This window comes from Saccharospirillum sp. MSK14-1 (assembly GCF_003054965.1).
Classification (GTDB): domain Bacteria; phylum Pseudomonadota; class Gammaproteobacteria; order Pseudomonadales; family Natronospirillaceae; genus Saccharospirillum.
On the sequence record NZ_MIES01000038.1, the window covers coordinates 107006 to 116760 of the forward strand.

At 53.7% G+C, this 9755-nt stretch carries 21 protein-coding genes and 1 pseudogene; all 22 read right to left on the reverse strand.

The genetic code is table 11. From position 1 onward, the window contains the following. Complete coding sequence (rplO, locus tag BGP77_RS17735) at nt 1-435, reverse strand: 50S ribosomal protein L15 (RefSeq protein WP_108166120.1); 435 nt, start codon at nt 433-435, stop codon at nt 1-3. A 2-nt stretch (nt 436-437) separates the two neighbouring features. Further along, nucleotides 438-626 (reverse strand): 50S ribosomal protein L30, encoded by a 189-nt coding sequence (rpmD, locus tag BGP77_RS17740; RefSeq protein ID WP_108166121.1) that lies wholly within the window; start codon nt 624-626, stop codon nt 438-440. Between the two features lie 6 nt (nt 627-632). Continuing rightward, complete coding sequence (gene rpsE, locus BGP77_RS17745) at nt 633-1139, reverse strand: 30S ribosomal protein S5 (RefSeq protein WP_108166122.1); 507 nt, start codon at nt 1137-1139, stop codon at nt 633-635. 10 nt (nt 1140-1149) lie between these two features. Continuing rightward, nucleotides 1150-1500 (reverse strand): 50S ribosomal protein L18, encoded by a 351-nt coding sequence (rplR, locus tag BGP77_RS17750; RefSeq protein WP_108166123.1) that lies wholly within the window; start codon nt 1498-1500, stop codon nt 1150-1152. 11 nt (nt 1501-1511) lie between these two features. Further along, entirely contained in the window at nt 1512-2045 is a 534-nt protein-coding gene (rplF, locus tag BGP77_RS17755) for a 50S ribosomal protein L6 (protein ID WP_108166124.1), read from the reverse strand. 15 nt (nt 2046-2060) lie between these two features. Then, entirely contained in the window at nt 2061-2453 is a 393-nt protein-coding gene (rpsH, locus tag BGP77_RS17760; protein ID WP_108166125.1) for a 30S ribosomal protein S8, read from the reverse strand. Nucleotides 2454-2528: 75 nt separating this feature from the next. Further along, on the reverse strand, nt 2529-2834 hold the full coding sequence (gene rpsN / locus BGP77_RS17765; protein WP_108166126.1) for a 30S ribosomal protein S14: 306 nt from the start codon (nt 2832-2834) through the stop codon (nt 2529-2531). A gap of 11 nt (nt 2835-2845) precedes the next feature. Beyond that, complete coding sequence (gene rplE, locus BGP77_RS17770) at nt 2846-3385, reverse strand: 50S ribosomal protein L5 (protein WP_108166127.1); 540 nt, start codon at nt 3383-3385, stop codon at nt 2846-2848. A gap of 14 nt (nt 3386-3399) precedes the next feature. Continuing rightward, entirely contained in the window at nt 3400-3729 is a 330-nt protein-coding gene (gene rplX, locus BGP77_RS17775; protein WP_108166128.1) for a 50S ribosomal protein L24, read from the reverse strand. A gap of 32 nt (nt 3730-3761) precedes the next feature. Beyond that, the gene (gene rplN, locus BGP77_RS17780; protein ID WP_108166129.1) at nt 3762-4130 is read right to left on the reverse strand and encodes a 50S ribosomal protein L14; all 369 of its coding nucleotides are present in this window, start codon (nt 4128-4130) and stop codon (nt 3762-3764) included. 21 nt (nt 4131-4151) lie between these two features. Continuing rightward, a complete protein-coding gene (gene rpsQ / locus BGP77_RS17785) occupies nt 4152-4412 on the reverse strand; it encodes a 30S ribosomal protein S17 (RefSeq protein ID WP_108166130.1) in 261 nt (86 codons plus the stop codon). A gap of 1 nt (nt 4413) precedes the next feature. After that, nucleotides 4414-4605, reverse strand: a complete 192-nt coding sequence (gene rpmC / locus BGP77_RS17790) for a 50S ribosomal protein L29 (RefSeq protein ID WP_108166131.1) — start codon at nt 4603-4605, stop codon at nt 4414-4416. Continuing rightward, on the reverse strand, nt 4605-5018 hold the full coding sequence (rplP, locus tag BGP77_RS17795) for a 50S ribosomal protein L16 (RefSeq protein ID WP_108166132.1): 414 nt from the start codon (nt 5016-5018) through the stop codon (nt 4605-4607). The genes rpmC and rplP overlap by 1 nt, the downstream gene beginning before the upstream one ends. An 11-nt stretch (nt 5019-5029) precedes the next feature. Next, nucleotides 5030-5713, reverse strand: coding sequence for a 30S ribosomal protein S3 (rpsC, locus tag BGP77_RS17800; protein ID WP_108166133.1), 684 nt, complete (start codon nt 5711-5713; stop codon nt 5030-5032). A gap of 14 nt (nt 5714-5727) precedes the next feature. Next, nucleotides 5728-6060: a 50S ribosomal protein L22 gene (rplV, locus tag BGP77_RS17805; RefSeq protein ID WP_108166134.1), complete on the reverse strand. Its 333-nt coding sequence runs from the start codon at nt 6058-6060 to the stop codon at nt 5728-5730. Between the two features lie 15 nt (nt 6061-6075). Continuing rightward, nucleotides 6076-6351 (reverse strand): 30S ribosomal protein S19, encoded by a 276-nt coding sequence (gene rpsS / locus BGP77_RS17810; RefSeq protein WP_108126644.1) that lies wholly within the window; start codon nt 6349-6351, stop codon nt 6076-6078. A 22-nt stretch (nt 6352-6373) separates the two neighbouring features. Beyond that, a complete protein-coding gene (gene rplB / locus BGP77_RS17815) occupies nt 6374-7201 on the reverse strand; it encodes a 50S ribosomal protein L2 (RefSeq protein ID WP_108166135.1) in 828 nt (275 codons plus the stop codon). Between the two features lie 17 nt (nt 7202-7218). After that, on the reverse strand, nt 7219-7515 hold the full coding sequence (gene rplW, locus BGP77_RS17820; protein WP_108166136.1) for a 50S ribosomal protein L23: 297 nt from the start codon (nt 7513-7515) through the stop codon (nt 7219-7221). Continuing rightward, nucleotides 7512-8120, reverse strand: coding sequence for a 50S ribosomal protein L4 (gene rplD, locus BGP77_RS17825; protein WP_108166137.1), 609 nt, complete (start codon nt 8118-8120; stop codon nt 7512-7514). Before rplD ends, rplW begins: the two co-directional genes overlap by 4 nt. Before the next feature lie 10 nt (nt 8121-8130). Then, nucleotides 8131-8763: a 50S ribosomal protein L3 gene (rplC, locus tag BGP77_RS17830; RefSeq protein ID WP_108166138.1), complete on the reverse strand. Its 633-nt coding sequence runs from the start codon at nt 8761-8763 to the stop codon at nt 8131-8133. Nucleotides 8764-8860: 97 nt separating this feature from the next. Continuing rightward, complete coding sequence (rpsJ, locus tag BGP77_RS17835; protein WP_108126639.1) at nt 8861-9172, reverse strand: 30S ribosomal protein S10; 312 nt, start codon at nt 9170-9172, stop codon at nt 8861-8863. A 247-nt stretch (nt 9173-9419) separates the two neighbouring features. Then, nucleotides 9420-9755: pseudogene (locus BGP77_RS17840) on the reverse strand (elongation factor Tu); the annotation flags it as partial.

Sequence of the window (9755 nt, forward strand, 5' to 3'; positions counted from 1 at the left end):
TTATTCCTCTACCTTGCCGCCTGCAGCTTCAATCGCTGCCTTGGCACCCTTGGTGACTTTCAGGCCTTTGACGGTGACCGCCTTGCCAATTTCACCGGACAGGATGACGCGGGCACGCTTGATCTGATGACCGATGATGTCGGCCTGCTTCAGAGCGTCCAGGTCGACGACATCCGCCTCGACCTTGGCCAGTTCATGCAACCGGATTTCGGCTGTGAACGGCGCCTGACGGGAAGTAAAGCCGAACTTGGGCAGACGACGCTGCAATGGCATCTGGCCGCCTTCAAAACCCGGCTTAACACCACCACCGCTGCGTGATTTCTGACCTTTGTGACCACGACCACCAGTCTTACCCAGACCAGAGCCGATACCACGGCCAACACGCTTGCCTTCGGTACGGGAACCCTCAGCGGGGCTCAGTTTGTTCAGAAACATTTTTATTCACCCTCAACTACGCGAACCATATAGTTCACTTTGTTGATCATGCCGCGAACGGAAGGAGTGTCTTCCAGTTCACGAACCTGACCCACTCGGCTCAGGCCCAGGCCTTTAACGCACAATTTGTGCTTAGGCTGGGTGCCGATGGGGCTGCGAAACAGCTGAACTTTTACAGTCTTATTCGCCATGGCCGCTTACTCCACAATATCTTCGACGGATTTGCCGCGCTTGGCTGCAATGTCTTCCGGAGAACGCATTTTGGCCAGACCGTTAACGGTCGCACGAACGACGTTGACCGGGTTGGTCGAGCCGTAGCATTTCGCCAGTACGTTCTGAACACCGGCGACTTCCAGAACGGCACGCATAGCGCCGCCTGCGATAACACCAGTACCGTCAGATGCTGGCTGCATGAATACCTTAGAGGCACCATGGCGAGCATTCACTGCGTACTGCAACGTGCCGTCAGTCAGGTGCACTTGCACCATGTTACGACGCGCAGCGTCCATCGCTTTCTGGATCGCGACAGGCACTTCACGCGCCTTGCCGCGGCCGAAACCAACCTTGCCATTGCCATCGCCGACAACAGTCAGGGCGGTGAAACCGAAAATACGGCCACCCTTCACTACTTTGGCGACACGGTTAACCTGTACCAGTTTTTCCTGCAGATCGCCGCCAGCTTGAACTTGATCGTTATTCGCCATCATTCACACCTTAGAATTTCAGGCCACCTTCGCGGGCAGCGTCTGCCAAAGCCTTAACACGACCGTGATAACGGAAACCGGACCGGTCGAAGGCCACCTCTTCGATGCCAGCTGCCTTGGCGCGCTCTGCAATCAGAGCACCAACCTTGGTGGCTGCATCAATGTTGCTGGTTGTGCCGTCACGCAGCGCGCTGTCCAGAGTAGATGCCTGGACGACGATCTGGCTGCCATTGGGTGCAATAACCTGTGCGTAAATGTGTTGGTTGGAACGATTCACACACAGACGATGCACGCCCAATTCGCGGATCTTGATGCGGCTGCGACGAGCACGGCGTAAACGGGATACTTTCTTTTCGCTCATGACCTATGCCCTTATTTTTTCTTGGCTTCTTTGCGACGAACGTATTCGTCGGCATACCGAACGCCCTTACCTTTATACGGCTCCGGCGGACGGAAGGCGCGGATTTCAGCCGCTACCTGTCCGAGTTGCTGCTTGTCGGCGCTCTTCAGGACGATTTCGGTATTGCTCGGAGTCTCAGCCGTCACACCCTTTGGCAGGGAGTAGTCGATCGGATGAGAGAAACCAAGTGTTAAGTTTACGGTGTTGCCAGAGGCCTTGGCCCGGTAACCAACACCATTCAATTGCAGACGCTTTTCAAAACCATCGGTAACGCCAACCACCATGTTATTAACCAGCGCACGCATGGTGCCTGACATGGAGTGAGCGAATTTGCCGCCGTCACGGGCAACAAAGGTCAGAACGTTGCCGTCCTGCTTAATCTCAACGGTGTTGTGCAGCGCGGTTTCCAAAGAGCCGTTTTTGCCCTTAACAGAAATTGTGTCGCTGCCGAGCTTAACGTCCACACCTGCGGGTACTGTAATAGGAGCATTCGCTATTCGAGACATCGTTAAACCACTCCCTTAGAAGACTTCGCAGATGACTTCACCACCAACGCCGGCAGAACGCGCGGCACGGTCGGTCATGACACCTTTGGAGGTGGATACGATGGAGATACCCAGTCCGCCTGACACTTTGGTCAGTTCATCCGCAGCTCGGTACTGGCGCAGACCAGGACGGGAGATGCGTTTGATGGACTCGATCACCGGCTTGCCTTCGAAGTAACGCAAGGTGATATGCATTACTTTTTTGACATCGCCTTCAACAGCAAAGTCATCCACAAAACCTTCTTCCTTCAGCACGTTCGCAACAGCGACCTTTTGCTTCGAGGAAGGCAGGCTAACAGTGGCATGGCCCGCTTGCTGGGCATTACGGATACGGGTAAACATATCCGCAAGTGTGTCTTGCATGCTCATTTATGTTTCCTCACTGTGCAGTCAAATGCGGTAGCCGGCGCAGATGCGCCGGCCCGGTCCACTTGACTTACCAACTTACCAACTGGACTTCTTCAAACCCGGAACGTTGCCCAACATGGCTTGTTCACGCAGTTTGATACGAGACAGACCGAACTTGCGGTAAACCGCATGTGGACGGCCAGTCACTTGACAACGGCGCTGCAGACGCACCGGACTTGCGTCACGGGGCAGCTTCTGCAAAGCCTGTTGTGCTTCCCAAACCTGCTCGTCAGAGCTGGCTGGATCTTTGATAACCGCTTTCAATTTCGCACGCTTTTCAGCGTACTTGGCAACGGTCTTTTCGCGCTTAGCTTCGCGCGCTTTCATGCTCTCTTTAGCCATGACCTTTCCCCTTAACCTTTGAATGGGAAGGCCAGCGCCTTCAGCAGAGCGCGACCTTCATCATTGGTGCGAGCAGTGGTCGTGACAGTAACGTCCAGACCGCGCAGCTTATCGACCTTATCGTATTCGATTTCCGGGAAGATAATCTGCTCTTTCACACCCATGCTGTAGTTGCCACGGCCATCAAACGACTTCGGGTTAATACCCCGGAAGTCACGAACACGCGGCAGCGCGATATCGATCAGACGGTCCATGAATTCCCACATACGCTCACCGCGCAGGGTCACTTTGGCGCCGATCGGCCAGTCTTCACGGATTTTGAAACCCGCGATGGACTTGCGCGCCTTGGTTACCAACGGCTTCTGACCAGAGATGGCCTGCAAGTCGGCAACAGCGTTGTCGATCTGCTTTTTATCACCGATGGCTTCGCCCACGCCCATGTTCAGAGTGATCTTGGTGACGCGCGGGATTTCCATAACGTTCTTGTAACCGAACTCTTTCTGGAGTGCGGCGACAACGTCGGTTTTGTAGAGCTCTTTGAGTCTAGACATGTCGATTCCGCCCCTTATGCGCCAATTTCTTTCTGCGTGGACTTGAAGATACGCACCTTGGTGCCGTCTTCTTTGACCTGAAAACCAACCCGGTCGCCCTTGTTGGTTTCGCTGTTGAAGATGGCAACATTAGATGCAGCGATAGGTGCTTCTTTATCGATGATGCCGCCCGGTACATTCATGTTCGGGTTAGGCTTCTGGTGCTTCTTAATCATGTTCACACCAGACACGATAAACAAAGTGCCTTTCTTGGCGTCATTGATCACTTTATTGATCTTGCCGCGCTTGCCTTTGTCTTTGCCGGCAATTACGACAACGTCGTCGCCAGTTTTAAACTTGTTCATGGTTTACTCCACTTCCTACTACCGTCTCGTGCTTAGAGCACTTCCGGCGCCAGGGAAATGATTTTCATAAATTTCTCAGTACGCAGTTCACGGGTTACCGGGCCAAAGATCCGGGTACCGATCGGAGCATTCTGAGCGTTCAGCAGAACCGCAGAGTTGGTGTCGAAACGGATAACAGAACCATCCGGACGACGCACACCCTTACGGGTCCGTACGACAACAGCGTTCATGACCTGGCCTTTTTTGACCTTGCCGCGCGGAATTGCTTCCTTAACGGAGATCTTGATCAGGTCGCCAATGCGGGCGTAACGGCGATGTGAACCACCCAACACCTTGATGCACTGAACGCGCTTGGCACCGCTGTTATCCGCAACGTCTAAAACGGTTTGTGTTTGAATCATCTGTCAAACTCCCAGGCGGTGTTAAACGGTAGTTGCACGTTCATCAATGCTTACCAGGCGCCAAGTCTTAGACTTGGACAACGGGCGACACTCTTCAATAGTAACGGTGTCGCCGATCTGGCACTCATTGCTTTCATCGTGCGCATGCAATTTGGTAGAACGCTTTACGAACTTGCCGTAAATCGGGTGTTGAACCCGGCGCTCGACCATAACGGTAACGGTCTTGTCAGACTTGTTGCTGACAACCTGACCAGTCACGGTACGGGTATTAGTATCAGACATATCAGGCACCTGCTTTCTCTGTCAGCACTGTTTTAACACGAGCGATGTCCTTGCGGACTTGCTTCAGCAGGTGCGTCTGAGTCAGCTGACCCGTCGCCTTTTGCATGCGATATTTGAACTGATCGCGAAGCAACTCCAACAGGTTGGTCTTCAGCTCGTCTACGGATTTTTCACGAAGATCTTTAGCGTTCATCACATCACCTGCCGTTTAACAACAACGGTCGCAACCGGAAGTTTGGCAGCAGCCAGGCGGAACGCCTCCTGTGCGATTTCTTCCGATACGCCTTCCATTTCGTACAAGACCTTACCTGGCTGAATCTGGGCAACCCAGTATTCAACGTTACCCTTACCTTTACCCATACGAACTTCCAAAGGTTTCTTGGAGATGGGCTTGTCCGGGAACACACGGATCCAGATCTTGCCGCCACGTTTGATATGGCGAGTCATGGCACGACGCGCTGCTTCGATTTGACGAGCAGTGATACGACCACGACCGGTTGCTTTCAGCGCATATTCGCCGAAGCTTACTTTGCTACCGCGTTGTGCCAGGCCACGGTTACGGCCTTTCTGCACTTTGCGGAATTTTGTGCGTTTAGGTTGCAGCATCTACGTACTCCTTACCGTGAAGCCTTTTTCTTGGGCGCCTTGGCTTGAGCACGAACTTGCTCGATACCACCCAGGATTTCGCCTTTGAAAATCCACACCTTGATGCCGATAACACCGTAAGTGGTGTGTGCTTCGGCAGTGGCGTAGTCGATGTCAGCACGCAGGGTATGCAGCGGTACACGACCTTCGAGGTACCATTCGGTACGCGCGATTTCTGCACCACCCAAACGACCGCTGACCTGAACTCGGACACCTTTGGCGCCGTTACGCATGGCGTTCTGCATGACGCGCTTCATAGCGCGACGGAACATAACGCGGCGTTCCAGCTGACCGGCAACTGATTGAGCAACCAGTTTGGAGTCCAGGTCCGGCTTACGGATCTCTTCAATGTTGATGTGCACCGGAATGCCCATCATCTTAGAGACTTCCTGACGCAGCAGCTCGACATCTTCACCTTTCTTACCGATGACGATGCCCGGGCGAGCCGTATGGATGGTGATCTTGGCGTTCTGTGCAGGACGCTCGATCACGATCTTGCTCACCGAAGCTTTCTCAAGCTTCTTCTCCAGGTAGCTACGTACCTGGATATCGTTCAGCAACTTGTCAGCATAACTACTTGAATCGGCATACCAGACCGAGCCGTGGTCTTTAGTGATGCCGAGTCGGATCCCGGTGGGATTTACTTTCTGACCCATCTGTCATTCTCCCCTTATTTCTCGGCAACCTTGACCGTGATGTGACTCGTACGCTTAAAGATACGGTCAGCACGGCCTTTGGCTCGCGGACGGATACGCTTCATGGTCATCGCTTCATCAACAAAGATGGTGGAGACCTTCAGTTCGTCAACGTCTGCGCCGTCGTTGTGTTCGGCATTGGCAATTGCCGATTCCAGAACCTTCTTGACGATCGCAGCGCCCTTTTTGGGGCTGAATGTCAGGAGGTCCAGCGCTTCGGCCACGGACTTACCGCGGACCATGTCTGCTACCAGGCGTGCTTTCTGGGCAGACAAACGCGCACCGCGCAATACAGCTTGTGTTTCCATAGTGTCTACCCTCGTTTACCGCTTAGCCTTTTTGTCAGCAGCATGACCCTTGAACGTCCGAGTCAGCGCGAACTCACCCAACTTGTGACCGACCATGTCTTCAGTGACATAGACAGGAACATGTTGACGGCCATTATGGACTGCAAAGGTCAACCCGACGAATTCCGGGAAGATTGTGGAGCGACGCGACCAGGTTTTGATGGGTCGCTTGTCACTGGCTTCCAGTGCAGCCTCTACCTTCTTCATCAAGTGCAGGTCTACAAATGGACCCTTCTTAAGTGAACGTGGCACAGCCTATTTCCTCTTAAATCAGTTACTTCGAAGAACGACGACGAACGATGTACTTGTTCGTGCGCTTGTTCTTACGAGTCTTGTAGCCCTTGGTGGGAACACCCCAGGGAGTGACTGGGTGACGACCACCGGAAGTCTTGCCTTCACCACCACCGTGCGGGTGATCAACCGGGTTCATAACAACACCACGAACCGTCGGACGAACACCACGCCAGCGTGAAGCACCGGCTTTACCCAGTTGACGCAAGCTGTGCTCAGAATTGCTCACTTCACCCAAGGTGGCGCGGCAATCAGCCAAAACTTTGCGCATTTCGCCAGAACGCAAACGCAGAGTGGCGTAAGTACCCTCACGTGCGACCAGCTGAGCCGAGTTACCAGCAGAACGGACCATTTGACCGCCTTTGCCAGGCTTCAGCTCAATGTTATGAATCACAGAACCGACCGGAATTGAACGCAGCGGCATGGTGTTGCCCACTTTGATCGGCGCGTGTTCACCGGAGATGATTTCATCACCGGATTTCAGGCCAGCCGGAGCCAATACGTAGCGGCGTTCGCCGTCTGCGTACAGCACCAGAGCAATGTTCGCAGTCCGGTTCGGATCGTATTCCAGACGCTCAACTTTGGCAGCGATGCCATCTTTGTTGCGCTTGAAGTCGACCTTACGGTAATGCGACTTGTGACCACCACCGATGTGACGAGTAGTGATACGGCCCATGTTGTTACGACCACCGGACTTAGATTGCTTTTCCAGCAGCGGCGCGTGCGGCGCACCACGGTGCAGGTCCGGGTTGTAAGTCTTGGTGACGTGGCGACGTCCAGCTGACGTCGGCTTGGTTTTTACGATAGCCATTGTTCGCAACCCCTACCTTATTCTGCCGCCATGAAATCAATTTCTTGGCCGTCTGCCAGACGAACATAGGCCTTTTTCACATCATTGCGCTTGCCGAAGCCACGCATGGTGCGCTTAACCTTGCCCTTCTGAATCAGAGTGCGAACAGACTGAACTTTGACATCGAACAGTTGCTCAACAGCCTTCTTGATTTCCGGCTTTGTTGCATCCTTGGCCACACGAAAAACGTACTGGCCGGTGCCTTCCGCTACGATGGTCGCTTTTTCGGAGATATGCGGACCGAAAACGACCTGATAGATACGTTCCTGGTTCATGCGAATACCTCCTCAACCTTCTTCAGGGCACTCACGGTGATAACGACTTTCTCGTAAGCCACCAGATTGACCGGAGTGATGCCAGTCACATCAGATACTTCGATATGCGGCACGTTACGAGCGGACAGGTAGAGGTTTTGATCGACCTCTTCTGAAACCACCAGAGCATTGGAAACATCCAACTCTTTCATCTTAGCGATGAAAGCTTTGGTTTTAGGTTGCTCAATGGCCAGGCTTTCAACCACGACCAAACGCTCCTGACGAACCAGCTCAGACAGAATGGACTTCATGGCACCGCGATACATTTTGCGGTTAACCTTTTGAGACCAGTCTTGAGGACGAGCAGCAAAGGCCTTACCACCGCCAACCCAAATGGGTGAACGGATGGTACCGGCGCGTGCGCGACCCGTGCCTTTTTGACGCCATGGCTTTTTGCCACCGCCAGCTACATCAGAACGACTTTTTTGAGCACGAGTACCCTGACGGGCGCCAGCCAAGAAGGCGTTGACGACCTGATGCACCAGGGCTTCGTTGTAATCTTTGCCAAACGTTGCGTCAGACACTTCAACCTTGGCGCTGGCTTTTCCTGCAACTGTAATATCCATTGCTTACCTCTCAGCCTTTAACCGCGGGTTGAACAACAACGTGCGCACCGGTAGCACCCGGAACAGCACCGCGAATGAGCAGCAAGTTGCGCTCAGCGTCGACACGAACGACTTCCAGCGACTGAACTGTGTTACGCACATTACCCATCTGACCGGCCATCTTTTTGCCTTTCCAGACACGGCCTGGAGTTTGGCATTGACCGATGGAGCCAGGGGCCCGATGCGACAGTGAGTTGCCGTGGGTAGCGTCTTGAGTGCGGAAATTGTGGCGCTTGATAGCACCAGCGAAGCCTTTACCCTTGGAGGTTCCGGTCACATCCACACGCTGGCCCGCTTCAAATACAGAAACAGTCAGCTCATCACCCAGATTGTATTCAGCGCTTTCGCCCAGAGTGAACTCACGAGTAAAAGTACCCGCTTCAACGTTCGCTTTAGCGAAGTGGCCAGCCTCGGCCTTGGTGACACGATTAGCACGACGCTTACCAGCGGTCAGCTGGACAGCCACGTAGCCATCGGATTCCAGGCTTTTGACTTGCGAGACCCGGTTGGGCTCGACTTCAATGACGGTCACCGGTACGGAGACGCCGGCGTCAGTAAAGACGCGGGTCATACCGGTCTTACGACCAATCAGACCAATAGACATTTCTTTCTTTCCTCTATGTATGGGGCTTCAACCCGCTATGGCCGCCCAAGTGCTCAAATACATGATTCCAGGGGCGTTACATTAGAGACACTTAGGATTAGCCAAGACTAATCTGTACGTCCACACCTGCTGCCAAGTCCAACTTCATCAACGCATCAACGGTTTTTTCAGTCGGCTCGACAATGTCCAGCATGCGCTTGTGAGTACGAATTTCGTACTGATCACGCGCATCCTTGTTCACGTGCGGAGAGACCAGCACGGTATAACGCTCTTTACGGGTCGGCAGCGGAATAGGGCCGCGAACCTGAGCGCCAGTACGCTTGGCCGTATCGACGATCTCCTGAGTCGAAGCATCAATCAGGCGATGATCGAACGCTTTCAAGCGTATTCTGATCTTTTGGTTCTGCATGTGACCAAAGCTCCAAGATTGTTAAACAGCAATTACGGCTACCCCCGGGAAATCAGGGGAGGCGTATTGTATGTATCTCGAGCAGGGGTGTCAACGCGATGTTGAAAGGGATTTTTGGGGTGGGAAAAGGGTGAAAAATCAGGGAGTTAGTGAGGAGGGAGACGCTTAACGGGAGACGGAAGACGCTAATTAGCGCTATGCATCTCCCGTCAAGCGTCCGGCAGGGGGCGGCTAGCCGCCCCTCAGATCATTCAATGATCTTGGCTACAACGCCGGCGCCAACGGTACGGCCACCTTCGCGGATGGCGAAGCGCAGACCTTCGTCCATAGCGATCGGAGCGATCAAAGTCACGTCCATCTTGACGTTATCGCCCGGCATAACCATCTCTACGCCTTCCGGCAGTTCGCACGCACCGGTTACGTCCGTAGTACGGAAGTAGAACTGCGGGCGATAGCCTTTGAAGAACGGCGTGTGACGGCCACCTTCGTCTTTAGACAGAACGTAGACTTCGGCTTCGAACTTGGTGTGCGGGGTGATAGAACCCGGAACCGCCAAAACCTGACCACGTTCAACTTCGTCACG

Coding starts and splice junctions, on each gene's coding strand:
- rplO (WP_108166120.1), bottom strand. CDS start 435: ATGTTTCTGAACAAACTGAGCCCCGCTGAGGGTTCCCGTACCGAAGGC.
- rpmD (WP_108166121.1), bottom strand. CDS start 626: ATGGCGAATAAGACTGTAAAAGTTCAGCTGTTTCGCAGCCCCATCGGC.
- rpsE (WP_108166122.1), bottom strand. CDS start 1,139: ATGGCGAATAACGATCAAGTTCAAGCTGGCGGCGATCTGCAGGAAAAA.
- rplR (WP_108166123.1), bottom strand. CDS start 1,500: ATGAGCGAAAAGAAAGTATCCCGTTTACGCCGTGCTCGTCGCAGCCGC.
- rplF (WP_108166124.1), bottom strand. CDS start 2,045: ATGTCTCGAATAGCGAATGCTCCTATTACAGTACCCGCAGGTGTGGAC.
- rpsH (WP_108166125.1), bottom strand. CDS start 2,453: ATGAGCATGCAAGACACACTTGCGGATATGTTTACCCGTATCCGTAAT.
- rpsN (WP_108166126.1), bottom strand. CDS start 2,834: ATGGCTAAAGAGAGCATGAAAGCGCGCGAAGCTAAGCGCGAAAAGACC.
- rplE (WP_108166127.1), bottom strand. CDS start 3,385: ATGTCTAGACTCAAAGAGCTCTACAAAACCGACGTTGTCGCCGCACTC.
- rplX (WP_108166128.1), bottom strand. CDS start 3,729: ATGAACAAGTTTAAAACTGGCGACGACGTTGTCGTAATTGCCGGCAAA.
- rplN (WP_108166129.1), bottom strand. CDS start 4,130: ATGATTCAAACACAAACCGTTTTAGACGTTGCGGATAACAGCGGTGCC.
- rpsQ (WP_108166130.1), bottom strand. CDS start 4,412: ATGTCTGATACTAATACCCGTACCGTGACTGGTCAGGTTGTCAGCAAC.
- rpmC (WP_108166131.1), bottom strand. CDS start 4,605: ATGAACGCTAAAGATCTTCGTGAAAAATCCGTAGACGAGCTGAAGACC.
- rplP (WP_108166132.1), bottom strand. CDS start 5,018: ATGCTGCAACCTAAACGCACAAAATTCCGCAAAGTGCAGAAAGGCCGT.
- rpsC (WP_108166133.1), bottom strand. CDS start 5,713: ATGGGTCAGAAAGTAAATCCCACCGGGATCCGACTCGGCATCACTAAA.
- rplV (WP_108166134.1), bottom strand. CDS start 6,060: ATGGAAACACAAGCTGTATTGCGCGGTGCGCGTTTGTCTGCCCAGAAA.
- rplB (WP_108166135.1), bottom strand. CDS start 7,201: ATGGCTATCGTAAAAACCAAGCCGACGTCAGCTGGACGTCGCCACGTC.
- rplW (WP_108166136.1), bottom strand. CDS start 7,515: ATGAACCAGGAACGTATCTATCAGGTCGTTTTCGGTCCGCATATCTCC.
- rplD (WP_108166137.1), bottom strand. CDS start 8,120: ATGGATATTACAGTTGCAGGAAAAGCCAGCGCCAAGGTTGAAGTGTCT.
- rplC (WP_108166138.1), bottom strand. CDS start 8,763: ATGTCTATTGGTCTGATTGGTCGTAAGACCGGTATGACCCGCGTCTTT.
- rpsJ (WP_108126639.1), bottom strand. CDS start 9,172: ATGCAGAACCAAAAGATCAGAATACGCTTGAAAGCGTTCGATCATCGC.